The sequence below is a fragment of the Streptomyces sp. NBC_00727 genome (assembly GCF_045161745.1).
Classification (GTDB): domain Bacteria; phylum Actinomycetota; class Actinomycetes; order Streptomycetales; family Streptomycetaceae; genus Streptomyces.
Genome location: NZ_CP108981.1, coordinates 5,777,773 through 5,803,338, shown reverse-complemented (window position 1 = coordinate 5,803,338; position 25,566 = coordinate 5,777,773). Strand labels below are relative to the sequence as shown.

The window sequence follows — 25,566 nt, the reverse complement described above, 5'->3', positions numbered from 1 at the left end:
GGGCGCGGTTACACGGCTTCCGTCATCGGGCTGCACTGGATGCGGAAGTTACCCGCGGGTGTGTAGCGGGGCAGTACGAGCAAGGGGTGGCGGCCCACGGGCGTGACCGCGGTCTGCCGGTAGGCGAAGACCCGCCCGGGGTTGCGGACGTCGTGGAGGCGCCGGCCGAGGCGCATGGTCCGCAGGTTCCCCGAGCTGAGAACCAGGTCCCACTGCTCGGCACGGTCACGGAGCGGGGCCATGAGGTGCAGCGGCACGGACACCTGCCACAGCCCTTCGCCGAACCGTTCGGCGCTCGCCTCCAGGCGACGCCCCGAGGCGACGAACTCCACCGAGGGGGACTCGGGCCTTCCGCCCACCACCCGGAAGGTGACGTCGACCTGGCTGTGGGTCACGTGGACCCGCACGACCTCCGCCGACGGCTGGGGCCGGCTCAACGTGACCTGGGCGCTGCCGGTGACGCTGCGGCCCAGCCGGTAGCGGTCGCCGGTCGCGGCGGACGCCTCCATGGGGCGCGTCGGACCGCCGTACGGGGTGGGGAGGTCCACGAGGAGCAGGGGCAACGCACGGCGGCGCAGTCCCTGCGACAGGCGCAGCCGGATCTTCCAGCGGCCGGGCGTCAGCGGCAGGCCGCTCACGTCCTGCCCGAGCAGGATCGCGGCGTCCATCGCGACGCCTCCGTCGTGGTCGGTGTACACCTTGGCGTCGGTGGCGTGCCGGCGGCCCCGGCGCCGCAGCTCGATCCGGGCGTTCTCGTCCGGCCGTACCCAGTGCGGCATCCGGGCGTGCAGGTTCACGGTCTGCCCGTCCAGCACGGCGGCGTAGTGGAGCACGGCTGCACGGCCCTGGCGACGGGGCAGGAAATAGCGACGCAGCAGGACCGACCGGCCACGGGCGGCTCGGCGACGCAGTGCGCGCAGGGGGCGTCGGCGTTTCATCTGGCAACTCCGTCGGCAAGGCCGCGTTGGGTGGGAACCGCGTCGAGCGTCGAGGCCGAGGCGCGGCGGTCGGTGAGCCGGGTGGGACCGACGACCCCGTCGGGCAGCTCGTAGCGGCTGGGTACGGGGAAGTAGGCGTCGAGGAAGTCCCTGACCATGCGCTCCTGTGCCTCCGGGTCGGGGTGTTCGACGGTGTCGTTCAGGCAGAACGTGTCGAAGTGCCGGTGGGCCAGGAGGCTGTCCAGGCGGCGCCGCGCCTGGTCCGCGGCGAGGTCGATGTACTGGTAGCGCAGGTTCCCCGTGGTCGTGCGGCCGGTGTGGAAGCCGTAGTAGTGGTGCAGGGACGAGGCGATGGGGACGTCGTCCGGCGACCGGAAGCGGGAGTGCTGGGTGCGGTGGTGCTCCGCGCTGTAGACCAGCTCGATGTCGGAGAGGATGCTCCGGCGCAGCGGATGCGGGGTGTGCTTCATCTTCTGCGCGATACGGGTGCCGAAGGACCGCTCGATCAGGGCCCGGCTGTTCTTGCCCGCCGCGTTCACCGGCAGGTCGTCGCTGTCCACGGGGCCGGTCGGTATGAGGGCCTTGGACTGGAAGAACTTGGTCAGGCCGTTGGTGTGGAAGAAGCGGTCGGCGCTGAGCGGACGGCCGAAGAACACGTCGTCGTTGAGGTAGAGGAAGTGCTCGGACAGGCCCTCGATGTGGTGCAGCTGGCTCTCGATGGCGTGCGAGTTGAACGTGGGCAGGGCGGTGGGGTCCGAGAAGATCTCGCGGTGGTCGACGACCTTGATGCCCGGTGCGTCGGTGTCCAGCCAGCCGGGCACCTGTCCGGCCGTGACCAGGTAGACGGTGCGGACCCAGGGCGCGTACTGGTGCAGGGAGCGCAGGGAGTAGCGCAGTTCGTCGCGGCTGGTGAAGCGCGAGTCGTTGGCCGCCTGCTCGTGCAGGGGCTGGGGCGCCTGGTCACCCTGCTGCCCCGAGCGGACGGCGTCGCGTTCGGCGCTCCACTGGGGGTCCGAGTCGTCGACCCAGGTGTAGACGACGTCGATGGGGAAGAGGTGGTCGTCGGCCAGGGGCTGGGTGAACTCGGCGACGGTACGCGCGCTGCCGGTGGAGTAGGCGCCGGGGATCAGGGCGAAGAGGGCCTGCGGGACGATGTGGCGCGGTGCGTCGACCGCCACCTCGGTCACCACGCGGTTGGGGCGGGGTGCCTCCAGTTGCCCGTCCCGTTCCTCCCAGAACTCCACGTCGCAGCCCTGGTCGGCGCCGTAGACGAGTTCCTCGGTCGGGTCGGTGACGTACCAGGCGACGCGGAGGGCGGCGTGCTTGCGCAGCTGGCGCCAGGACTTGGCGCCGTCGCCGGGCCGCATGCCGGACTCCGACGCGGTGGCCGCCCCGACGTAGCCGGGGGTCTGTTCGAAGGCGATCTGGAGCATCTCCTCCGCCGACTCGCGCTGTGCTGCGGGCACCGCGACGGTCGGGAGGTCCAGCGTGGCGCCGCGCACGCAGAAGTAGTCGACTCCCCCGGCCTCCAGTGCGGCGACGACGATGTGCAGATTGCGGGCTCTGGCCGCCCACGCCGTGGCGCCCTCGACGACCAGGGCGTGCACGTGCCGGCCCTTGACGCGCACCACACGGCGGGTGGAGGTCAGGCTGTGCCGGGGTCCGTTGCGGCGGCCGCCCATCGCCCACACGACCGTCGCGGACCGGATGGCGTCGACGGAGCTGAACGAGGACTTCACCACTGAGCGCAGCGGGGCCGGGACTCTGCGCACGATGCCCTTCCGCGCGCCGGCCGGCACCACGGACCGATATGCCGAAACCAGCGATCCCGCCTCCGGATTGCCGGAACCGACCACGAGGCATCCACCACCCACGCCACTGCGGTCCAGCACCCGCCTCGACCGGATGCCTCGTTGCGCCCGGACGAAGGACGGCATGAGACCGAAACCTGTCATCCCCCATGAAAAACCGCCCCGCAGGGCGGTCACACTTGCTCACCCACGAACAAGTCACAGAACCTTCACATAAAGACCCGGTCAACGTCCAGTCAAAATGGTGAACGCGTGCAATATGCACCCGTGACGAATCCCACGGAGGACTCGTACAACCTTTTACGACTTCACGTGATCATCGCGTGAAGGGCGGATGACATCGCGGTGCCGTCACCCCACGGAGCTCCGCCGGGTCACAGCCGCTGCCACTGTGCCGAGAGCGTGAGCCCCGGACCCGGCTCCTGCCGGGCGAAGGACACGGCCCCGTCCCGTCCACGCACCGCCACGACGACGCGACCGTGCCCGTCGACAGCGAGCGCGGGTTCCCCGACGCACTCCTGGGCGGTGTCGGACCACCAGACGCCGTCCTGCTCCCCCTCGGTGCCGCAGACCCCGATCAGCAGGGTGCCGCCCGTCCCGCGCTGCGCGAGGACCGTGCAGTCGTAGCCGTCGAGCGCGGCGCGCAGGGCGACGACGGCGCCCTCTCCGGGGTACCCGCCCAGCAGTACGGGCCAGGCGCCCGCCCGGAAGGAGACGATCCCTGCCGTGGCCGCATCGGTCCAGTAGTACGTGAACCGGTCCGGCGCCGTCTCCAGCGCCGTCGCGGTCCCCTCCAGGGCGTAGAACTGCAAGGGAGGAACCATCTGCAGCGGGCCGTCCGGCGCGTCCTGACGCCATTGCAGCACCCCGCGGTCGCTGGTCGCGAAGACCTCCACGAGCCCGCCCGAGGTCACCGACGGCACGATCCCGGCGGAGAGCCCGCCGCCCTTGAGGTCCTGCCAGGACCCCCACTTGCCGCCCTTGCCCTCGCGGCGCATCTGCAGTCCGCCGCCCGCGTTGCGCGCGAAGACGAAAACCGTCCCCTGCGCGTCGACGGCTCCGGCCGGCGGACCCACCTTCAGGCCCTTCTCCCGGTCCCGGTAGAAGTTGCCGAGGGAGCGCCACGCGGTGACGGGGCGGCCGGTCTGGTACTGGACGGCGTGCACGAAGTCCACCTTCGGCCCCTCGGCGTCCCGGCGTTCCCGCCGGCCGAGGAAGTGCACGTACGCGTTGGCGCCCTGTACGACGGTGAGGTCCGTCAGGCCCGCGACCGGCACGAAGTCGGGTCCGTCCCACCGGTCGCCGCCGGGGCTCCGCTGCGTCCAGCGCAGCAGACCGCCGTCCGTGCGGGCGTAGACCGTGAGCCTGGCGTCCTTGCCGAGCGTCATCCAGCGGCCGCGCGGCACATCGCTGACCCCGTGGCTTCCGGAGGGCCGGGCCGAGAGGAGGGCGCTGTCCGCGGAGCCCGTTCTTCTTCTCCGCATGGCCCCCGTCACCCTCTCCCCTTCACCGGTTCTTCATCGCGCCCGCACAGGACCGATAGCATCATATGCGCAGCAACGACGCGCCCACTCCGGGCCGTCCCGGCCGGTGACCCGGGAACCGAAACACGTATTCGCACGATCGTCTGTTCTATAGTGCACGCTCAGTCATGCACGCACGGACCGGCCCAGCCCCCCACCCGAGTCCCACGCACTCCACAGCCCGCCCGGGGCCACGAGATTTGAGGACTCGACCACGATGAGCCACGACGCCATACCCGCGAGCACGCAAGAGGGCCGTCCGGCGTCCCACGGCGGCCGGGGGAAGCGTAAGGAGGGCCGCAAGCGTCGTCGCGGCCTCAAGATCACCCTCATTGTCCTGCTCGTCCTGCTCCTCGCCGCCGGCGGCACCGCCTGGTGGCTCTGGAGCCGGCTCGACGGCAACATCACGGGCGTCGACATCAACAAGGCGCTCGGTGAGGACCGGCCCGAGAAGCTCCCCACCAGCGGGCAGAACCTGCTGGTCCTCGGGTCGGACTCGCGGGCCGGTGCGGAGAACAAGAAGCTCGGCGGCGGCGTCGGGGTCAGCGGGGCGCGGTCCGACACGGCGCTGGTCGTGCACATTCCGGAGGGCCGGGAGAAGGCCGTCGCCGTCTCCATCCCGCGCGACACCCTGGTGACCCGGCCCGAGTGCACCAAGGGCGACGGTTCGACGGTGCCCACCAAGGACCGCGTGATGTTCAACTCCGTCTACTCGCAGGTCGGTCCGGCCTGTGTGGTCAAGACCGTCGAGAAGATGTCCGGCGTACGCATCGACCACTACCTGGAGATCAACTTCGCCGGGTTCAAGGGCCTCGTCGACGCCATCGGCGGCGTCACCGTCGACGTCCCGGAGGACATCCACGACAAGTCCTCCGGTCTCGACCTGACCGCCGGGTCGCACAAGCTCAACGGGACCGAGTCCCTCTCCTACGTCCGCACCCGGCACGGCATCGGTGACGGCAGCGACCTCGGCCGCATCGGACTCCAGCAGCAGTTCCTCATGGCTCTGCTCAGCGAGGTGAAGAAGCAGGATCTGCTGGGCAGTCCGACGAGCGCCTACAAGATCGCCAACTCGGCCACCAAGTCCCTCACCACCGACGAGGACCTGGCCTCGCTCACGTCGCTCACCCAGTTCGCCCGTTCGATGAACGGTGTCGACCCGGAGACGATGGAGACGATCATGCTCCCCGTCGCCTACGACAAGATCGACCCCAACCGCGTGATCGCGGCGGAGCCGCAGGCCACGACCCTGTGGAAGGCGATCCGTACGGACAGCGCCATCCCCGCGTCGGCCAAGAAGTCCCCCGCCACGGGCGGCTGACAGACCACGGGGGCCGGGGGCCGGACGGCCCCCGGCCCCGTTTCACACCCGCCGCGCAGGCCCCAGCGCGAGCCCCGGTTCGCTGTTCTGCCGGGCCACGTACAGCCCGCCGCGCTCGCCGATCACCGCCAGCACCACACGCCCCCGCCCGTCGAGCGCCAACGCCGGGGGCGCGCCGGTGCGTTCGCCCGTCGCCGCCCACCACAGGCCGCCGGCCTCGTTCTGCGTACCGCAGGCCGCGAGCAGCACACGGCCGTCGCGGGCGCGGTGGGCGAGCACGGTGCAGTCGTAGTCGTCGAGTTCGGCGCGCAGCACCGCGACCGGGCCCTCCGCGGGGGTGTCCCCGATCGTGATGGGCGGGGTGTCCAGGCGGTTGGCGACCAGGGTGCCCGCGGTGGCGTCGGTCCAGTAGTAGGTGTTGCGGTCGGGAGCGGTCTCCAGCACGCTCACCGCGCCGCCGGCGATCCTGACGTTCAGGTTGTCGCCCTTCTGGAGGGCGCCGCCGGGCTCGCTCTGGGCCCACCGCATGGCCTTGTTGGTGCCGGGGACGAGCAGCTCGATCCGCCCCGACTCGGCGACCGCGACGGCCATCGTCTCCTTGCCGAGGGTGCCCCTGAGGTCCTTCCACCCCTCCCACTTGCCGTTCTTGCCCTCGCGGCGCATCATCATGCCGCCGTTGGCGTTGCGGACGAAGACGTGGACCGCGCCGGTCGCGGCGACACCGGCGGCCGGCGGACCGATGCGGGCGGCCCGCTCGTCGCCGTCCTTGTACGGATTGCCCAGGGTCCGCCACGCGGTGACCGGGCGGCCCGTCTGGTACTGGACGGCGTGCACGAGGTCGACCTGCGGCAGGCCGTCCGCCCCGTCCACGGTCCGGCGCCCGACGAAATGCACGTAACCGTCCGCGCCCTGGGCAAGGCCGAGGTGGTTCAGGGCGGGTACGGGGAAGAACTCCGGGCCCTCCCAGCCGGGTCCGCCGGGGCGTTCCTCGGTCCAGCGCAGGAGCCCGTCCTCGTTGCGGGCGTACGCGGTGAGCCTGCCGTCCTTGCCACGCACGAGCCAGCGTCCGTCGACCGGGGTCTCGGCCGTCTCCCGGGCGCTGTCGAAGTCTCGCGGGGCGTCCTCGCCCTTGCCCGAGGCGCTCCCCTGGGCACGTCTCGACCTGGCTCGCATGTCGTGGCGTCTTCCTTCCGTGATGGTCCGCTCCCGAGCTGCGGCTTTGTGTCACGACCGGCACCCGGAAGTCGGGGAGCACCATCATAGAATCACCGTTCGAACCCTTGGAATCACCGCGTCCGGCCCGCGTGCGCGAGGCTCCGGGGCACCCTGACGTGACAGGCTGGCCCCATGCCGACTCCGCTGTCCCTGGTGATCGTCGACGCCGCCAACGTGGTCGGGTCCGTTCCGGACGGCTGGTGGCGCGACCGCCGCGGCGCGGCCGAGCGGCTGCGCGATTCGCTGGTGCCGTACGCCTCCGACGGCCTGCCCGGTCTGCCGGGTCCCGTCGATCTGGTCCTGGTGGTCGAGGGGCGGGCCCGGGAGGTCGCTCCGGTGCCCGGGGTGCGGGTGGAGGCGGCCGCGGGCAGCGGTGACGACCTGATCGCGGAGCTGGCGGCGGAGGCCGCGCCGCGCCCCTGCCTCGTCATCACCGCCGACCGCGGGCTGCGGCGCCGGGTCGAGGCACACGGGGCGCGGTGCGCGGGGCCCCGCACGGTGCGGCCGGAGGCGTGACGGTCACGTACGGGGGCGTGCACCGCGCTCGGCCTCGGCCCGTCCGCGGTGCAGCCGGCTGTGCGAGCGGCCGTACGCGAAGTAGATGATCACGCCGATCACCATCCAGATCGCGAACCGCAGCCACGTCTCGGCCGGCAGGTTGAGCATCAGCCAGACCGAGGCGGCCACCGACACGACCGGGACCACCGGCACCCACGGCGTGCGGAAGGCGCGGTGCAGGTCCGGGCGGGTGCGGCGCAGCACGATGACGCCGAGGGCGACGACCACGAAGGCGAAGAGCGTGCCGATGTTCACCAGCGTCGCGAGCTCGTTGATGCTGGTCACGCCGGCGACGACGGCGATGATCACGCCGAGCAGGATGGTCGGGCGGTACGGGGTGTGGAAGCGCGGGTGCGTCTTGGAGAAGAACCTCGGGAGCAGGCCGTCGCGGCTCATCGCGAAGAACACCCGGGTCTGGCCGAGCAGCAGGATCATGCACACCGTGGTGAGGCCGACGGCGGCGCCGAAGCTGATGACGCCCGCGTAGAAGGGGTGCCCGACGGCCTTGAAGGCGTCGGCGAGCGGGGCGCTGACGGACAGCTCCGTGTAGTGCTGCATGCCGGTGACGACGATCGACACGGCGACGTAGAGCACGGTGCAGATGAGCAGGGAGGCCAGGATGCCGCGCGGCATGTCGCGCTGCGGCAGCTTCGTCTCCTCGGCCGCCGTGGCGACGACGTCGAAGCCGATGAAGGCGAAGAAGACGACGGAGGCGGCGGTGAAGATGCCCATGACGCCGAAGTTCGTCGGGGCGTAGCCGAAGATCAGCTGGACCAGCGGGGCGTCGAACCCGGACCCGGAGGGCTGCGGCTCGGCGTCGGGGACGAACGGCGAGTAGTTGCCGGTGTCGATGAAGAACAGGCCCGCGATGATAACGACCAGGACGACGGCGATCTTGATCGCGACCACCACCGTGGTGACCCGGGCGGAGAGCTTCATGCCCAGTACCAGGATCACGGTGAGGACCAGCACCAGGGCGAAGGCGAGGATGTCGAAACCGAAGCCGTCCGCCACGTCCGGCCCGGCCAGCACGTCCGGCAGGTGCCAGCCGGCGTTGTCCAGCAGCGAGCGGACGTAACCGGACCAGCCGACCGCGACCACCGCGGTGCCCAGCGCGAACTCCAGCACCAGGTCCCAGCCGATGATCCAGGCGACCAGTTCGCCGAGCGAGGCGTACGAGAAGGTGTACGCGGACCCCGCGACCGGCACGGTGGACGCGAACTCCGCGTAGCACAGGGCAGCCAGCGCGCACACGACGCCGGCGACGACGAAGGCGAGGGCGGTGGCCGGGCCCGCCGTCTCCTTGGCCACCTTGCCGGTGAGGACGAAGATGCCGGTGCCGATGACGACGCCGACCCCGAAGACCGTGAGGTCGAGGGCGGAGAGGGACTTCTTGAGGGCGTGCTCCGGCTCTTCGGTGTCGCGGATGGACTGCTCGACCGTCTTGGTCCTGAACAGCCCGTCTCCGCTGGGGGGCAGGTCCTGCTGCGTGCTCACCGGCGTACCTCCACGCACTCGTCGTGCACGCCATGATTCGGACCCGGCCGGACCACCTGTCCGCGGCACGCCTGCCGCGGCGGGATTTCACGCGAACGGGCCGGTCGGACCACTCGTTACGGGTGGTCCGACCGGCCCGTTCGGCCGAAGCGGCAAGACACCCCCTACGGGTCAGTCCCGGACGCGCTCCGCGATGGTGCGGTCCTCCGCGCCCGTGGAGTAGCGCCCGTCGAGCTTGGCGACCAGGCCGGTGACCTGGCGGGCGATGTCCGGGGCGGTCAGCCCGATCTCGGCCATGACCTCCTTGCGGGAGGCGTGGTCGAGGAAGACCGACGGGATGCCGAAGTCGCGCAGCGGGACGTCGACGTCCGCGTCGCGCAGCGCCTGGGAGACCGCGGAGCCGACGCCGCCGGCCCTGCTGTTGTCCTCGACGGTGACGACGACGCGGTGCTGCGCGGCGAGCGGGGCCATGGCCTCGTCGACGGGCTTGACCCAGCGGGGGTCGACGACGGTCGTCGAGATGCCCTGGGCGTCGAGCAGGTCGGCGATCTCCAGGCACATCGGGGCCAGGGCGCCGATGGAGACGAGCAGGACGTCGGGCCGGGCGGCGGCGGGCTTGCGCAGCACGTCCATGCCGCCCACCGTGCCGACCGCCTTGACCGAGGGGCCGACGGCGCCCTTGGAGAAGCGGACGACCGTGGGGGCGTCGTCGACGTCGACGGCCTCGCGCAGCTGGGCGCGGACCTGGTCGGCGTCGCGCGGGGCGGCGATCCGCAGGCCGGGCACGACCTGGAGGATCGACATGTCCCACATGCCGTTGTGCGAGGCGCCGTCGGTACCGGTGATGCCGGCCCGGTCCAGGACGAAGGTGACCCCGCACCTGTGCAGGGCGACGTCCATCAGGACCTGGTCGAAGGCGCGGTTGAGGAACGTGGCGTACACCGCGAAGACGGGGTGCAGGCCGCCGGTGGCGAGGCCGGCCGCGGAGACCGCGCCGTGCTGCTCGGCGATGCCGACGTCGTAGATCCGGTCCGGGAACTCCTTCTCGAACCCGGTCAGGCCGACCGGCTGGAGCATGGCCGCGGTGATCGCGACGATGTCCTCGCGTTCGTGGCCGAGCTTGACCATCTCCTCGCCGAACACCGAGGTCCAGTCGAGGCCGGAGGTGGCGACGGGCAGGCCCGTGTCCGGGTGGATCTTGCCGACGGCGTGGAAGCGGTCGGCCTCGTCGAGCAGGGCGGGGGTGTAGCCGCGGCCCTTCTCGGTGAGGCAGTGCACGATGACGGGGCCGCCGAAGCGCTTGGCGCGCTGGAGCGCGGACTCCAGGGCCTCGATGTCGTGGCCGTCGATGGGGCCGACGTACTTCAGGCCGAGGTCCTCGAACATGCCCTGCGGGGCGATGAAGTCCTTCAGCCCCTTCTTGGCGCCGTGCAGCGTCTCGTACAGCGGCTTGCCGACGACGGGGGTGCGCTCCAGGAGGTCCTTGCCGCGGGCCAGGAAGCGTTCGTAGCCGTCGGTGGTGCGCAGGGTGGCCAGGTGGTTGGCGAGGCCGCCGATGGTGGGCGCGTAGGAGCGCTCGTTGTCGTTGACGACGATGACGAGGGGGCGGTCCTTGGCGGCGGCGATGTTGTTCAGCGCCTCCCAGGCCATGCCGCCGGTGAGGGCGCCGTCGCCGATGACCGCGACGACGTGGTCGTCCTTGCCGCGGACCTCGTTGGCCTTGGCGAGGCCGTCGGCCCAGCCCAGGACGGTGGAGGCGTGCGAGTTCTCGATGACGTCGTGCTCGGACTCGGCGCGCGAGGGGTAGCCGGACAGGCCGCCCTTGCTCTTGAGCCTGCTGAAGTCCTGGCGGCCGGTGAGGAGCTTGTGCACGTAGCTCTGGTGGCCGGTGTCGAAGAGGACCTTGTCCTTCGGCGAGTCGAAGACCCGGTGCAGGGCGATGGTCAGCTCGACGACGCCCAGATTGGGGCCGAGGTGGCCGCCGGTCTTGGAGACGGCGTCGACGAGGAAGGTCCGGATCTCTTCTGCGAGCTGCACCAGCTGCTCGGAAGTGAGCCGGTCAAGGTCACGCGGTCCCTGGATCTGGGTCAGCAACGGCACCCGTGCCTCCTTGCGTTTGAGCCGGTCGAACTTCTTGCCGATCCGCAGAGTCTAAATGTTCGGCAACGTCCGCGTACGCCTGGGGCGGGGACGCGGCCACCCCCGGTGCCGGAAACACGAGTATGCCCGAGCCCCGGCACGCAGGTGCCCGGCACCCGTGGCGGGTGCCGGGCAATCCTGCGGATCCGCGGTCAGGCGCGGCCCGCTGTCTTCTGCGTCTTGCGCGAGACCGAGTCGATGATCACGGCGATGAGGAGGACCGCACCGGTGATCATGTACTGGATCGCGTTCGACGACAGGTTCATCTGGTTGAGGCCCTGGACGATCGACTGGATGACCAGGATGCCCAGGAGCGCGGACCAGACCTTGCCGCGTCCGCCGAACAGGGACGTACCGCCGATGACGGCCGCGGCGATGCACATCATGAGCTGGTTGCCGCCACCGAGCGAACGGTCGGCGCCGCCGGTCGCGGAGGCCAGGAAGAGACCGCCGACCGCACCGAGCGTGCCGGAGATCGAGAACACCGAGATACGGATCCAGGACACGTTGATACCGGCACGGCGCGCCGCCTCGACGCCACCGCCGACCGCGAAGACCTGACGGCCGTACGTGGTGCGGCGCAGCACGAAGTCGGTGAGGACCAGGATCGCGAGGAAGATCACCAGGGAGAGCGGGAGGCCCTGCTGCTGGTTGAACGCGTACGCGGCGAGGAGGGCCAGGACGGCGAGCAGCGCGGTGCGCAGGATGATCTCGCTCTGCGGGCGGTGCGGCAGCTCCGCGGCCTTGCGGCGCCTGGCGTCGCGCAGCTGCGCGAGGTAGAAGGCGACGATCACGAAGATGGCCAGGCCGTAGGCGGCGGCGACGTCCTGGAAGTAGTAGCTGGTGAGGTCGCGGACGAAGCTGCCGAGCGGGGTGGTGATGGTGGACTTCTCGCCCATCACCCAGGTCTGCATGCCGGCCCAGCCCAGGAAGCCCGCCAGGGTCACGACGAACGCGGGCACGCCGATCTTGGCGAAGACGATGCCGTGGAAGGCGCCGATGACCGTGCCGGACAGGATGCCGAGCACGATGGCGAGGGAGTCGGGCATGTCGGTGCCGAGGACGGCCCACACCGCGCCCGCGAGACCCGCGACGGAGCCGACCGCGAGGTCGATCTCGCCGAGCAGCAGCACGAAGACGATGCCGACGGCCATGATGCCGGGGCCCGCCGCGTACAGCGTGATCTGGTCGAGGTTGTACGAGGTGAGGAAGTTGCCGGTCTCCAGCTGGAAGACGATCCCGATGATGATCAGGCCCACCACGACGGGCAGCGAGCCGATCTCGCCCGAGCGCACCTTGCGCTTGAACTCGGTCCAGTAGCCCTTGAAGCCCTGCTCGCGGACGAGCAGGCGGGGGTCGACGGCCGGCACCGCGCCGTCCGCCGCCGCGGGAGCCTCGGTGGTCTCCGCCTGGGCCGGGACCTTGGCCGGAGTCTCGTTGATGTTGCTCACTTGGATGCCTCCGCGCTGCGGGACTTGCGGCGGGTCACGGCGTTGTCCGTGGCGCCCGTGATCGCGGCGATGATTTCTTCGTGGCTGGTCGTCGCCACGGGGAAGACGCCGTTGTTGTGGCCGAGTCGCAGCACGGCGACCTGGTCGGCGACGGCCTTCACATCGGCCATGTTGTGGCTGATGAGGATGACGCCGAGGTTCTGCTCGCGCAGCCGCTCCACGAGGTCGAGGACCTGGGCGGTCTGCTCGACGCCGAGGGCCGCGGTGGGCTCGTCGAGGATCACGATCTTCGGGTTGCCGACCAGGGCACGGGCGATGGCCACGACCTGGCGCTGGCCACCGGAGAGCGCGGCGACCGGGATGCGGACGCTGGGGATGCGGATGGAGAGCGTGGACAGGAGGTCCTGGGCCCGCTTCTCCATGGCGACCTCGTCGAGGACGCCGCCCTTCTTGATCTCACGCCCGAGGAAGAGGTTGGCGACGACGTCCAGGTTGTCGCAGAGCGCGAGGTCCTGGTAGACGGTGGCGACGCCGAGGTTCTGGGCGTCGTGCGGACGGCTGATGTCCACCTTCTCGCCCTCCCACTCGATGACGCCCTCATCGATGGGGTGCACGCCGGCGATCGTCTTGACCAGCGTGGACTTTCCTGCACCGTTGTCGCCGACCAGGGCGACCACTTCTCCGGCGTGGACTTCGAGATCGACACCGGAGAGGACCTGGACCGCTCCGAATCGCTTGAAGACCCCACGCAACGCCAACACGGGCGTCTGTGACACGTGAACCATCTCCTTCGCCGCCTGACCGGCGGGGATGTGCCGCCTGACCGGCGGAGACGCCGCGCCACGGGGGGCAGCGTCGACGTACGGGAAGCACTGGGGGGGAAGAGTGTCCGGCACCCGGCCGGAAGCGGGGTGTGAGCCGGCCGGGGCCGGACAGTCATGGGGGGTGGGCGGACTCCGCCATGCGGTGCGGATCACGCCCGTTCGCGCCGGGGCTCGTCGGCCCCGGCGCGAGGAGGGACTACTTGATGCCCAGTGCGGTGCACTTGGCGGCGATGTCCTTCACGCAGACATCGGCGACCTTGTAGATGCCGTCCTTGATCACGGTGTCCTGGATGTTGTCCTTGTTCACCACGGTCGGCTCAAGCAGCGTGGACGGAACGCCGTCCGTCTCGCCCTGGGCGCCGACGTCCTTGCCCTGGAGCAGGTTGACGGCGAACTGGGCGGCCGCCGGGGCGAGCTGCTTCGGCGACTTGTAGATCGTGAAGGTCTGCGTACCGGCGATGATCCGCTGGATGCCGGGGAGCTCGGCGTCCTGGCCGCCCACCGGGATGTCCTTGATGCCGGCGTTGCCCAGGGACGTGATGATGCCGCCCGCCATGCCGTCGTTGGCGGAGTAGACGGCGTCGATCTTGCCCTTGCCGACCGAGGAGATGGCGGCGGTCATCTTCTCGCCGGCGATCTTCGGGTCCCACTCGCCGGAGGCCTCGTAGGCGATCTTGATCTTGCCGTCGAGGGACGCGTGGGCGCCCTTCTTGAACAGACCGGCGTTCGGGTCCTTCTCGTCACCGTTGATCATGACGAGGTTGGCGCCGGAGGCCTTGGAACCGAGGGCGTCGAGGATGGCCTGGCCCTGGAGCGTGCCGATCTTCTCGTTGTCGTGGCTGACGTAGGCGTCGGCACCGGCGATGGCGCGGTCGTACGCGACGACCTTGACGCCCTTCTTGTGGGCGTCGGCGACCCAGGCGGCGGACTTCTCGGCGTCGACCGAGGAGATCGCGATGACCTTGATGCCGTCGGCGATCTGCTGCTCGAACTGCTGCTTCTGCTGGCCGACGTCACCGCCCGCGTTGTTGTAGACGACCTCGCAGTCCGCGCAGTCCTTCTTGACCGCTTCGATGAACAGCGGCTTGTCCAGCGTCTCGTAGCGGGCGGTCTTGTTCTCCGGGAGCAGCAGACCGATCTTGGTCTTGCTGCCCGAGTCCGCCGAGTCCTTCTTGTCGTCGCCGGCCTTGCCGCAAGCGGCGAGGGAGAGGGCCATCGAGACAGCGGCCGTGCCTATGACGATGCGTCGCGTGCTTGCGTTCATTGGGGGTTTGCCTCCCTGACGAGGCCGCAACGTCGCGGCCGAGGTGGCTGGAAGTCAACTCGGCCGCAAGGGCGGCGTCAAGGAGTAAATCCTTAACGAGATGACAACGGTGCCATTCGTTATCTAAGTGAAGGCAGGAGTGGCCGCAGGGAGGGTGCTCTCCAAAAGTGTTGAATCCCCCATCTCGCTCAGGACGAGCGCCAGCGCGCCCAGCACCTCCGCACGGCCCCCCAGAGCCCCCGGAAGCACCGAGAGCTGCCGGGCGGCACTGGGGATGGCGTAACGCGACACGGAGTCCCTGATGGGCCCCAGAACCAGCTCCCCGGCCTCCGCCAGCGAGCCGCCGAGCACCACACGGCTCGGGTTCAACAGATTGCAGAGGTTGGCCACACCGCTGCCGATGTGCCGTCCGACGTCGCCGATCACCCGCCGGCACCCGGGATCGCCCTCGCGGGCCAGCTGGACCACCCGCTCCATGGTGAGATCGGGGCCGTGGCTGGGCTGGAGCAGGGGCAGGACGTACCGCGCGGCCGTGAAGGTCTCCAGGCAGCCGCGGTTGCCGCAGCGGCAGACCGGGCCCGATTCGTCGAGGGTGATGTGGCCGATCTCGCCGGCCGTGCCGCCGGGGCCCCGGTAGATGTGCCCGTCGATCACCAGACCGGCGCCGACACCGCTGGCGACCTTGATGTACGCGAGGTCCCTGACCCCCCGGCCGCTCCCCCACACCAGCTCGCCGAGCGCGCCCAGATTGGCGTCGTTGTCCACGTAGACCGGCACGCCGAGGCGGGCGGCGAGCTCCTCGCTGGGGTTGATGCCCGTCCAGCCCGGCAGGATCGACGTGGAGCCCAGCGTGCCGGACTCGACGTCGATCGGGCCGGGTACACCGAGCCCCACCCCGATGACCTTGCCCGGGCTGATCCCGGTCGTGTCGATCAGGCGGTTGACCAGCTGTTCCGCCCGCCCGAAGCCCTCGGCGGAGGAGGCGTCGACGTCCAGCGGCTCCGACTCCTCGGCGAGCACCTGGTGAGCCAGGTTGCCGACCGCCACGCGCAGGTGGGTGTGGCCGAAGTCGACGCCGATCACGATGCCCGCGTCCCCGCTGAGCGAGACGCTGCGGGCCCGGCGGCCGCCGGCCGAGGTGGGGGTCACCTCGACGGTGCCGCTCTCCTTCAGTTCGCGAACGATGTTGGAGACGGTGGCCGCGGACAGGCCCGTGCTTCTGGCGATCTCCGCCTGGGTGAGCGAACCAGCCATACGTACGGCGCGCACGACCCGCTCAAGGTTGGCGCGATGCAGAGATGTCTGCGACCCCGGAGTCTCCATCGACTCACTCACTCCTGCCATATTCTCCAACATGTGAACTCCAAGCTGACCGTTTTCGGGCGGGCCCCGTCAAGACCTTGAGCAGTCGGAGCCACGGATGAGCACGGCTCCTGCGCCCGGCGGCCCGGGCGAAATCCCCCGTACGCAGACGAACCGCCCGCCGGCTTGGATGCCGGCGGGCGGTTCGTTTCGTTCGTCAGGTGCGTTCAGGCGATACGGGGCGTTACTTCACCGCGCCCGCGGTGAGCCCCGCCACGACCTGGCGCTGGAAGATGATGTAGGCCGCGAGGACCGGCAGCATCGCCATCACCAGACCGGCGAAGAGCCCGGACCAGTCGCCCTTGTAGCCCTGGCTGTTGGCCAGTTCGACCAGCCCCTGCGAGAGCACCCGGTACTTCGGATCGGTGTTCAGCACCGTGGGCAGCATGTACTGGTTCCACTGGCCCAGGAAGTTGAAGATGCCGACGCTGATCAGGCCGGGCTTTGCCATCGGCAGCATGACCTGGAAGAACGTCCTGGTGTGCGAGGCCCCGTCGATCGACGCCGCTTCCGCCACCGACCCCGGCAGCGTCCGGAAGAAGGAGGTGAGGAAGAAGACGGTGAAGGGCAGCGAGTACGCGATGTAGACCAGGATCAGCCCGTGCCGCGTGTTCAGCAGGCCCATGTTGTTCATCACGAAGAACAGCGGGACCAGCGCGAGGATGATCGGGAAGCTCATCCCGCCGATGAACAGGTAGTAGATGAAGCGGTTGCCCGGGAAGTCGAACCGTGCGAGCACGTAGGCGGCCATCGAGCCCAGCAGCAGCGTACCGATGAGCGAACCGCCCACCACGAGGATCGTGTTGAAGAAGTAATCGCTCATGTGCGCCTGGCTCCAGGCGCGTGACCAGTTGTCGAAGTGGAGCTTGTCCGGCAGCGCCCACGGCGTCGACAGGATCGAGTCGTCGTTCTTGAACGAGGACATGATCGCCCAGAGCAGCGGCAGGACCACCAGGATCGCCCAGATGATCAGCACGCCGTGCGAGAAGACGTTGAGGACCTGGCCCTCGCTGCCCTTCCCCTTGCCGCCGGGGGCGGGCGACTTGGACACGGGGGCCGGTTCCGTCGCCGCGACCGCGGGAGGGGTTTCAGTGGCCTTCACGTGTGCTCACCTCGTACTACTGTCGAGCCGGCCGCCGCGGCCGGGCTGTCTTGCCTGCTGGGGGTCCGGGGAACGCGTCCCGGGAGGCGCGGCATCAGAACTCCAGCCGCTCGCGCCGGCCCAGCCGCATCACGACGGCGGCGAACGCCATGGTGACGATGAGAAGTCCGACACCGATCGTCGTCGCGTATCCGGCCTGACCGTCGCGGAAGGCGGTCTGGTACACGTACAGCGGCAGGATCGAGGTCGAGTAGTCGGGGCCGCCGGGGCCGACCGTCATGACCTGGACGGCCGTGAACGCCTCGACGCCGAGGGCCAGGATGCCCATGTAGACCCAGCCCGACTGGATGGTGTCCCAGAGCAGCGGGACGGTGATCTTGAAGAACGTCGTGACGCGGCTCGCCCCGTCCAGGAGCGCGGCCTCGTAGAAGTCCTTCGGGATGGACGCCATGCCGGCCGAGAAGAGGACGACGAAGAAGCCGACCGTCGACCAGACCAGCACCACCATGACGCAGATCAGCGCCAGGTTCGGGTCGCCCAGCCAGTCCGGCTGGACGGAGTCGAGACCGATCCCCTTCAACGCCGAATTCAGCATGCCGGAACGCGGGTTGAACGCGAACTGGAACAGCAGGGCGACGATGACGATCGAGAGGACCTGCGGGAAGAAATAGGCGATCTTGTAGAAGCCAGAGCCCCGCACGCCGGAGACCGCGGCGTTCTTGCGCCGGCGGCCTCCGACGTTGAGCATGAAGGCGAAGAAGAGCGCGAGGCCCAACGTCACCAGCGGCAGCACAAGCACCAACACCACGCTGTGCTGAAGCGACTTCCAGAAGATGTCGTCCTTCAGCATCCTGGAGTAGTTGCCGAACCCGACCATCTTGAAGTCCGGGCTCAGACCGGTCCAGTCAGTGAAGGAATAGTAGATGGCCTGGATGAACGGCCAGATGACGAAGACCGCGTACAAGGCCAAGGGGACTACCAGGAACCCCACAATGAACCGGTACTTGCCGTGCTGCATGATTTACCGACCCCGATCTTTCCGCGGGTGCCGCCGCTGGTGACGGTTGCTCACTGGTGCTTGTAGTGCTTGATGGACTGGTCCTTGGCCGCGGCGTCCGCGTAGCCCTGGATCTTCTTGATGGCCTCGGCCGGGGTCAGGCGGCCTGCCATCATCTCGCCGAGACCGGCGGTGCCGATCTGCTCCTTCTGGAGCTTCACGTACCAGTCCTGCATGCGCGGGTTCACCACGTTGTCGCCGGCCTTCTTCAGCGCGTCGACGCCGGACTGCAGGGCCGTGGAGAGGGTCAGGCCGTCGGTGCCGCCGTTGAAGGCGCTCAGGGACTTGACCTGCGTGGTGAAGTTCTTCGAGGACTCCTCGGAGAGCATGATGCGCAGCTGCTCCATGCCGCCCTGGGGGTTCTTCGCCTTGGCCGGGACGACGAAGGGTTCACCGCCGGACGCCCAGATGGTGCCGAAGGGCAGCTTGTCGGACGAGTCCAGGCTGGAGGGGGCCGCGACCATCATCTTGAAGTCGTCGGGCGTGGTCGGCGCCGCCTCGTTCTCCACCCAGGAACCGTTCGGGATGAAGAGCGCCTTGCCCTTCGTCCACTCGGTCTGCGACTGGATGTGGGTCAGACCGGGGGTGCCCTGGAGGATGTACCCCTTCTTGTACAGCTCGTAGTACGCCTCGAACGCCGCCTTGACGGCGGGGTCCTTCCACGCGTTCGGCTCCAGGTTGTCGATCTTGTCGAGAACCTCGCGGCCGCCGATCTTGGCGATGAACGGGTAGAGCGAGAACGGCAGGTAGTACGGGTACTTGCCCGGGTACGTCCAGCCCGCGACGCCCTTCTTCTTCGCCTTGGCGCAGAGGGCGAGCATGTCGTCCCAGGTCTCGGGGTACTCCGCGTCCAGCTTCTCCAGGTTGGTCTGCGAGTACCACACGCCGTACACGGTGTACGCGTAGTACATGATCCAGACCGGGTCGCCGTCGAACTGGCCCATCTCCAGCACGCCCGGACGCAGGGTGTCGCGGACCTTCTTGCTCGGGTCGTCGTAGGACGGGGCGTCCATCAGCGGCGTCAGGTCGAGCAGCTGCTTCTTGCCGACGAGGACACCCATGTCCATCTGCTCGGCACCGGAGTTGTCGATCAGGTCCGGCGGGGTGCCGCCGTTGAAGCGCGGCTGCAGCTGCGACTGGATCTTCTGCGTCGCGGTGTGCTTGACGTCCGCCTTCGGGAAGGCCGCCTTGTACTTCTTCTCGGCGTCCTTCGCGTACTTGTCACCGAAGCCGCCGTTGAAGATGACCACGTCGAGCGCGGTGCCCTCGTTGACGCCCAGCGGGTTCTTCGCGCTGGTCTTGCCCTTCTTGACGGGCTCGTCGCCGCCGCTGTCGCCGCTCGCGCAGGCGGACAGGAAGCTCATCGTCGGGACGGCGATCAAGCCGAGTGCGGCAGAACGCTTGATCACATCGCGACGGCCAAGGCCATCATTCTTGTGGGCGGAGGTGGATCCCATGCTCAAGTCCTCGCCTTCTCCAGGACTCAGGCGGTGTGTACCGGTCGCCCCGTCGAAATTCGCCTCAGCGAAGGGCCCCGCCACCGCGGTCAGTTGCGCTTGGGTGGTACAGATTTCAGGCTAACGATTGCCGTGGGGGGCGCCGGGGGACCGGACAGCCGACGCACCTGCGGCGTCGCGTTGCCCTGCCCCCGTGTCCCCCCAGCCGCACGACCGGTGAACCAGCTGTGCAGACGCCGACAGGTATAGTCCACTTGTCGCCAACTGAGCAAGATCGAAAGCAAGGTTGCACGGCAGTCTTTCCCGAGTTGAGACCTCGCGGATACCTCGACACTCCGCACCCCCCTTCGGATGTAACGTTTTCCGCATTCCGGTCGATTCACCGGACCGCTCTGATCCAACTCCTTGACACCACCCGCCACTTCGCTCCCTACTTGTTCCTGCGCACCTTCTGACAACGTTGTCCAAGCGCACACTTCCCCGGGAGGAATCGCTCGGCATGCACCCCCGACACCGTTCTCGCACGAGAAAAAGCAGCACGGCGGCACTGATCGCGGCCTCACTGGTCCTGGTCGTGACAGCCCCCACGGCGGCCGCCGCTCAATCGGCCGGGTCAGGTGAAAGAGGTCAAGGGCCCTCGGGCGACCGGACTTTCAGCACCTCCTTCGAGGAGGACGAAAAGCAACCGGACTGGCGCAATACCGTAGAAGAGGGCCCTGACGGAAAGAAGCGGTCATCGGGTGTCGATGGCGGATTCTCCTCCGGAATACCGGGCAATGTGACCGACAAGGTCACCGACGTCCGCGCCAGCGACGAGAACACCGGCGGCGGCGAGGTGAAGGAGAACCTCGTCGACGGCGAGTCCCGCACCAAATGGCTGTCGTTCGAGGCCACCGCCTGGCTGGAGTTCGACCTCACCGAACCGGTGAAGGTCGTGACGTACGCGCTGACCTCCGCCGACGACCACGACGAGCGCGACCCGAAGGACTGGACGCTCCAGGGCTCCGAGGACGGCAAGACCTGGACGGACCTGGACACCCGGACGGGCCAGACCTTCAGCGAGCGCTTCCAGACCAAGTCGTACGACTTCGAGGCGGACAAGGCGTACCAGCACTTCCGCCTGGACATCACGGAGAACAACGGCGCCACCGACGCCACCCAGCTCGCCGACGTCCAGTTCTCCGACGGCGACACCTCGGCCCCCGCGCCCTCCGACATGCGCACGCAGATCAGCAACGGCCCCTCCGGCTCCCCCACCGCCAAGGCCGGCGCGGGCTTCACCGGCAAGAAGGCGCTGCGGTACGCGGGCACCCACAAGGCCGACGGACGGGCGTACTCGTACAACAAGATCTTCGACGTCAACACGCGGGTCACCCGGGACACCGAGCTCTCCTACCTGGTCTACCCCCAGATGGGCGAGACGGACCTGTCCTACCCGGCCACGCACGTCGCGGTGGACCTGGCGTTCACGGACGGCACCTACCTCAGCGACCTGCGCGCCACCGACACCAACGGCGGGCTCCTGACCCCGCAGGGCCAGGCCGACGCCAAGCGGCTCTACGTCAACCAGTGGAACAAGGTCGAGGCCGGCATCGGCACCGTCGCCGCGGGCAGGACCGTCGACCGCATCCTGGTCGCGTACGACTCCCCCAAGGGCCCGGCGAAGTTCCAGGGCTGGATCGACGATCTGAAGATCGCGCCCGCGAAGCCGGAGAAGCGCAAGGCGCACCTCTCGGACTACGCCTCGACCATCCGGGGCACCAACTCCAGCGGCTCCTTCTCGCGCGGCAACAACTTCCCCGCGACGGCCGTCCCCAACGGGTTCAACTTCTGGACGCCGGTCACCAACGCCGGCTCGACCAGCTGGCTCTACGACTACGCGCGCGGCAACAACGACGACAACCTGCCCACCCTGCAGGCGTTCGCCGCGAGCCACGAGCCGAGCCCCTGGATGGGCGACCGGCAGACCTTCCAGCTGATGCCGTCGGCGGCCTCCGGCACCCCGGACGCCTCCCGCACGGCCCGCGCGCTGCCGTTCAGCCACGAGAACGAGACCGCGCGGCCCCACTACTACGGGGTGACGTTCGAGAACGGCCTCAAGGCCGAGATGACGCCGACCGACCACGCGGCGCGGATGCGGTTCACGTATCCCGGCAAGGACGCGAGCATCGTCTTCGACAACGTCTCCAACGACGGCGGGCTCACCCTGGACCCGGCCACCAGCTCGTTCACCGGCTTCTCGGACGTGAAGAGCGGCGGCTCGACCGGGGCGACGCGCCTGTTCGTGTACGGCGTCTTCGACGCGCCGGTCACCGCGAGCGGCAAGCTGTCGGGCGGCGGCGGCGACGACGTCACCGGGTACCTGCGCTTCGACGCGGGCAAGGACCGCACGGTGAACCTGCGCCTGGCGACCTCGCTGATCAGCATCGACCAGGCGAAGAAGAACCTGGCCGCCGAGATCCCCGCCTCGCACTCCTTCGGCCGGGTCGAGGACAGGGCGCAGGACGCCTGGGACGAGCTGCTGGGCAAGGTGGAGGTCGAGGGCGCGAGCGCCGACCAGCTGACCACGCTGTACTCCAGCCTGTACCGGCTCTACCTCTACCCGAACTCGGGCTCCGAGCGGGTCGACGGGAAGGACAAGTACGCCTCCCCCTTCTCGCCGCAGACCGGTCCGGACACCCCGACGCACACCGGCGCGAAGATCGTCGACGGCAAGGTGTACGTCAACAACGGCTTCTGGGACACCTACCGGACGACCTGGCCGGCCTACTCCCTGCTGACGCCGGAGAAGGCCGGCGAGATGGTCGACGGCTTCGTGCAGCAGTACAAGGACGGCGGCTGGATCTCCCGCTGGTCCTCCCCCGGCTACGCGGACCTGATGACCGGCACCTCCTCGGACGTGGCCTTCGCCGACGCGTACGTCAAGGGCGTGAAGTTCGACGCGAAGGCGGCGTACGACGCGGCCGTGAAGAACGCCACGGTCGTCCCGCCGTCCTCGGGCGTCGGCCGCAAGGGCATGGAGACGTCCCCGTTCAAGGGGTACGCCGACACCACGACCCACGAGGGCATGTCCTGGTCGATGGAGGGTTACGTCAACGACTACGGCATCGCGAAGATGGGCCAGGCGCTCTACGCGAAGACGCACGAGCAGCGCTACAAGGACGAGTCCGAGTACTTCATGAACCGGGCCCGCGACTACGTCGAGCTGTTCGACGACAAGGCCGGCTTCTTCCAGGGCAAGGACGCCAAGGGCGACTGGCGGCTGCCGTCGGACCTCTACGACCCGCGCGTCTGGGGCTACGACTACACGGAGACCAACGGCTGGGGCTACGCCTTCACCGCTCCGCAGGACAGCAAGGGCCTGGCCAACCTGTACGGCGGCCGCGACGGGCTCGCGAAGAAGCTGGACACGTACTTCGCCACCCCGGAGACCGGCACCCCGGAGTTCGCGGGCAGCTACGGCGGCGTCATCCACGAGATGACGGAGGCCCGTGACGTACGGATGGGCCAGTACGGGCACAGCAACCAGGTCGCCCACCACGTCACGTACATGTACGACGCGGCCTCGCAGCCGTACAAGACGCAGGAGAAGGTCCGCGAGGTCCTCGGCCGGCTGTACACGGGCAGCGAGATCGGCCAGGGCTACCACGGCGACGAGGACAACGGCGAGCAGTCGGCCTGGTTCCTCTTCTCCTCGCTCGGCTTCTACCCGCTGGTGATGGGCAGCGGCGAGTACGCGATCGGCTCGCCCCTGTTCACCAAGGCCACCGTGCACCTGGAGAACGGCCGCAAGCTGGTCGTGAAGGCGCCGAGGAACAGCGCGAAGAACATCTACGTCCAGCGCCTGAAGGTCAACGGCAAGAAGTGGACCTCCACCTCGCTGCCGCACGACCTGCTGGCCAAGGGCGGGACGCTGGACTTCGCCATGGGCCCGAAGCCGTCCGCCTGGGGCACCGGTAAGGACGCCGCGCCGGTCTCCATCACGAAGGACGACCAGGTGCCGTCGCCGAGGAAGGACGTGCTGAAGGGCGAGGGCCCGCTGTTCGACAACACCTCGGCCACCACCGGCACCGCCGCCACGGTCGAGCTGCCCGTCCCGTCCGCCACGAAGGCCGCCCAGTACACGCTGACCTCGGCCGCCAAGGCGACGGCCCCGGCCGGCTGGGTGCTCCAGGGCTCCTCGGACGGCAAGAGCTGGAAGGACCTCGACAAGCGGTCCGGCCAGTCCTTCGCCTGGGACAAGCAGACGCGGGCCTTCTCGGTGAAGTCCCCCGGCTCCTACGCGCACTACCGGCTGGTGTTCAACGGTGAGGCGTCGCTCGCGGAGGTGGAACTGATCGCCTGACCCCCGCCCCGCGCACGCGGACGGCCGGCAGCTCCCCGTGGGCTGCCGGCCGTCCGCCTTTCTCAGTCGCGTTCCGGCGCCTCCGGGACCGCCGCCGGGAACAGGCTCTCCGGCAGCGTGACGTTCCACGCGGTGATGACCGGGTTGCCGTGTTCCCGGCCCAGCCGCGACACCGCGCCCGTGGCCAGCTGGAAGAGGGTCCCCTCGGCCGGGGTCAGGCCCAGGTAGCGGGCGGTCAGGACCCGCAGGAAGTGCGAGTGGGCGACGAGCACGATGTCCTCGTCACCGGCCCGCCCGGCCGCCTCCGCGACCTCGGCCAGCACCCGGTCCGCCCGGTCCCCGACCTCCGCCGGGGTCTCGCCGGGGTGGTCCGCGGGGCCGGCGCCGACACCGTCCGTCCAGAGGTTCCAGTCGGGCCGGGTGCGGCGGATCTCGTCCGTGGTGATGCCCTCGTAGCCGCCGTAGTCCCACTCGCGCAGCTCCGGGGTGATGCGGGGCGCGGCGAGCCCGGCGAGCTCGGCGGTGCGCCGGGCCCGGACCAGGGGGCTGACCAGGGTGAGCGCGACGGAGCGGTCCGCGAGCAGGGGGGCCAGGGCGCGGGCCTGGCGTTCACCGAGGGAGGTCAGGGGCAGGTCGGTGTGGCTCGTGTGCCGCCCGTCGCGGGACCACTCGGTCTCGCCGTGCCGGATCAGGATCAGCTCGCCCATGTGAAGGCCATCCGCTCTCAGTGCTGTTCACGTTCTGTACAGGCGCCAACCCGCCGCACCACGATCGCATTCCGGCCGGGGCGGGGAGCGCGGGCGCGCCCGTAAGGGGAGCGGAAGACTCTAGGGGGCGCCGGTGGACGCATCGGCGAATGCCCGGATGAGCGGGGTCTCCGCCGCGGTGCGCCAGACCAGGGCCCAGCGGCAGGGGGGCGCGTCGCGGATGGGAAGGAAGACCAGCTCGGGCCACGCGTAGAAGTCGGGTACCTCGGCCGGTACGGCGGCGGTGGCCTGGCCGGAGGCGACGGCGCTGAGGGCCTCCTGCCAGGTGGTGACCCGGGGGCCCCGGCGGACGGGGCGGCCGGAGGGGGTGTGCCGCGGGTTGAGGACCTCCTCCATGGAGGCGGAGATCGAGCCGCCCTCGACGACGGCACAGTCCCCGAAGTCCTCCAGGCAGACGGACTCCCGCTCCGCGAAGGGGTGCCCGGCGGAGACCATGAGGAGCAGCGCGGAGGTGTGCGCGGTCGGTACGACGGTCAGCCCCGGCTCGTCGACCGGCAGCCATACGTACACCACGTCCACGTCGCCCGATGTCAGCAGGTCCAGGGGCGAGGCGGGCTGGATCTCGCGGTGCCGGACGCGGGCGTCGGGGTGGCGGGCCTGGAAGAGGTCGAGCGTGGCCTTCATCTGGAGGGCGTACGGGCCCATGGTGCCGAGGGTGAGGGTGCCCGTGGCACCCCGGGCGGTGGCCCTGGCCGCCTCGATGCCCTGCGTGATCTGCCCGTGTCCGCGCTTGAGCGCCCGGTACAGCTCCTCGCCGAGAGGCGAGAGGCGGACGCTGCGCGTGGTGCGGTCGAACAGGGGGCCGCCGATGACCCGTTCCTGTTTCTTGACCGCCTGGCTGACGCGACCGGGGCTGATGCCCAGCCGTTCGGCGGTGCGGCTGAAGTGAAGCTCCTCCGCGAGCGTCAGAAATATCTCGATCTCCCGCATCTCCA

18 protein-coding genes are annotated in these 25,566 nt (G+C 69.5%); 3 read left to right on the top strand and 15 right to left on the bottom strand.

Going from position 1 to position 25,566, the window contains the following annotated elements; genetic code table 11:
* Window positions 1-8 precede the first annotated feature (8 nt).
* The 3 genes from OG242_RS26255 to OG242_RS26245 form a co-directional block, all read right to left on the bottom strand.
* The gene (locus OG242_RS26255) at window positions 9-938 is read right to left on the bottom strand and encodes a hypothetical protein (protein WP_405900481.1); all 930 of its coding nucleotides are present in this window, start codon (window positions 936-938) and stop codon (window positions 9-11) included.
* Window positions 935-2,740, bottom strand: coding sequence for a stealth family protein (locus OG242_RS26250; protein ID WP_405900480.1), 1,806 nt, complete (start codon window positions 2,738-2,740; stop codon window positions 935-937). The genes OG242_RS26255 and OG242_RS26250 overlap by 4 nt, the downstream gene beginning before the upstream one ends.
* 383 nt (window positions 2,741-3,123) lie before the next feature.
* Complete coding sequence (locus tag OG242_RS26245; protein ID WP_405900479.1) at window positions 3,124-4,233, bottom strand: hypothetical protein; 1,110 nt, start codon at window positions 4,231-4,233, stop codon at window positions 3,124-3,126.
* Window positions 4,234-4,489: 256 nt separating this feature from the next.
* Between OG242_RS26245 and OG242_RS26240 the strand changes: the two genes are divergently transcribed.
* Window positions 4,490-5,593, top strand: coding sequence for an LCP family protein (locus tag OG242_RS26240; RefSeq protein WP_405900478.1), 1,104 nt, complete (start codon window positions 4,490-4,492; stop codon window positions 5,591-5,593).
* A gap of 42 nt (window positions 5,594-5,635) precedes the next feature.
* Here the strand turns inward: OG242_RS26240 and OG242_RS26235 are convergent, their stop codons facing one another.
* On the bottom strand, window positions 5,636-6,766 hold the full coding sequence (locus OG242_RS26235; RefSeq protein ID WP_405900477.1) for a hypothetical protein: 1,131 nt from the start codon (window positions 6,764-6,766) through the stop codon (window positions 5,636-5,638).
* Between the two features lie 174 nt (window positions 6,767-6,940).
* On the opposite strand from OG242_RS26235, the gene OG242_RS26230 reads away from it, so the two are divergent.
* On the top strand, window positions 6,941-7,324 hold the full coding sequence (locus OG242_RS26230; protein ID WP_405900476.1) for an NTP pyrophosphohydrolase: 384 nt from the start codon (window positions 6,941-6,943) through the stop codon (window positions 7,322-7,324).
* Window positions 7,325-7,327: 3 nt separating this feature from the next.
* Here the strand turns inward: OG242_RS26230 and OG242_RS26225 are convergent, their stop codons facing one another.
* From OG242_RS26225 to ngcE, 9 genes are all read right to left on the bottom strand, one after another.
* Window positions 7,328-8,863, bottom strand: a complete 1,536-nt coding sequence (locus OG242_RS26225; RefSeq protein WP_405900475.1) for an amino acid permease — start codon at window positions 8,861-8,863, stop codon at window positions 7,328-7,330.
* Window positions 8,864-9,034: 171 nt separating this feature from the next.
* Window positions 9,035-10,963, bottom strand: coding sequence for a 1-deoxy-D-xylulose-5-phosphate synthase (gene dxs, locus OG242_RS26220; protein ID WP_405900474.1), 1,929 nt, complete (start codon window positions 10,961-10,963; stop codon window positions 9,035-9,037).
* A 191-nt stretch (window positions 10,964-11,154) separates the two neighbouring features.
* Window positions 11,155-12,453: a sugar ABC transporter permease gene (locus OG242_RS26215; protein ID WP_405900473.1), complete on the bottom strand. Its 1,299-nt coding sequence runs from the start codon at window positions 12,451-12,453 to the stop codon at window positions 11,155-11,157.
* Window positions 12,450-13,238, bottom strand: a complete 789-nt coding sequence (locus OG242_RS26210; protein WP_405900472.1) for an ATP-binding cassette domain-containing protein — start codon at window positions 13,236-13,238, stop codon at window positions 12,450-12,452. The genes OG242_RS26215 and OG242_RS26210 overlap by 4 nt, the downstream gene beginning before the upstream one ends.
* Window positions 13,239-13,473: 235 nt before the next feature.
* Window positions 13,474-14,541 carry a sugar ABC transporter substrate-binding protein gene (locus tag OG242_RS26205; RefSeq protein WP_405900471.1) on the bottom strand — a complete coding sequence of 356 codons (1,068 nt, stop codon included), beginning with the start codon at window positions 14,539-14,541 and terminating at the stop codon, window positions 13,474-13,476.
* Window positions 14,542-14,664: 123 nt separating this feature from the next.
* Window positions 14,665-15,864, bottom strand: coding sequence for an ROK family protein (locus tag OG242_RS26200; protein ID WP_405900470.1), 1,200 nt, complete (start codon window positions 15,862-15,864; stop codon window positions 14,665-14,667).
* A 223-nt stretch (window positions 15,865-16,087) separates the two neighbouring features.
* A complete protein-coding gene (locus tag OG242_RS26195; RefSeq protein ID WP_405900469.1) occupies window positions 16,088-17,005 on the bottom strand; it encodes a carbohydrate ABC transporter permease in 918 nt (305 codons plus the stop codon).
* 94 nt (window positions 17,006-17,099) lie between these two features.
* Complete coding sequence (locus OG242_RS26190) at window positions 17,100-18,023, bottom strand: carbohydrate ABC transporter permease (RefSeq protein ID WP_405900468.1); 924 nt, start codon at window positions 18,021-18,023, stop codon at window positions 17,100-17,102.
* A 50-nt stretch (window positions 18,024-18,073) separates the two neighbouring features.
* Entirely contained in the window at window positions 18,074-19,519 is a 1,446-nt protein-coding gene (gene ngcE, locus OG242_RS26185; RefSeq protein WP_405900467.1) for an N-acetylglucosamine/diacetylchitobiose ABC transporter substrate-binding protein, read from the bottom strand.
* Window positions 19,520-20,297: 778 nt separating this feature from the next.
* Here ngcE and OG242_RS26180 point away from each other — a divergent pair.
* The gene (locus tag OG242_RS26180) at window positions 20,298-23,864 is read left to right on the top strand and encodes a GH92 family glycosyl hydrolase (RefSeq protein ID WP_405900466.1); all 3,567 of its coding nucleotides are present in this window, start codon (window positions 20,298-20,300) and stop codon (window positions 23,862-23,864) included.
* Window positions 23,865-23,926: 62 nt separating this feature from the next.
* Here the strand turns inward: OG242_RS26180 and OG242_RS26175 are convergent, their stop codons facing one another.
* Together OG242_RS26175 and OG242_RS26170 are read right to left on the bottom strand one after the other, a co-directional pair.
* Window positions 23,927-24,571 (bottom strand): histidine phosphatase family protein, encoded by a 645-nt coding sequence (locus tag OG242_RS26175; protein ID WP_405900465.1) that lies wholly within the window; start codon window positions 24,569-24,571, stop codon window positions 23,927-23,929.
* Window positions 24,572-24,691: 120 nt separating this feature from the next.
* Window positions 24,692-25,561, bottom strand: coding sequence for a LysR family transcriptional regulator (locus OG242_RS26170; protein WP_405901730.1), 870 nt, complete (start codon window positions 25,559-25,561; stop codon window positions 24,692-24,694).
* Window positions 25,562-25,566 lie beyond the last annotated feature (5 nt).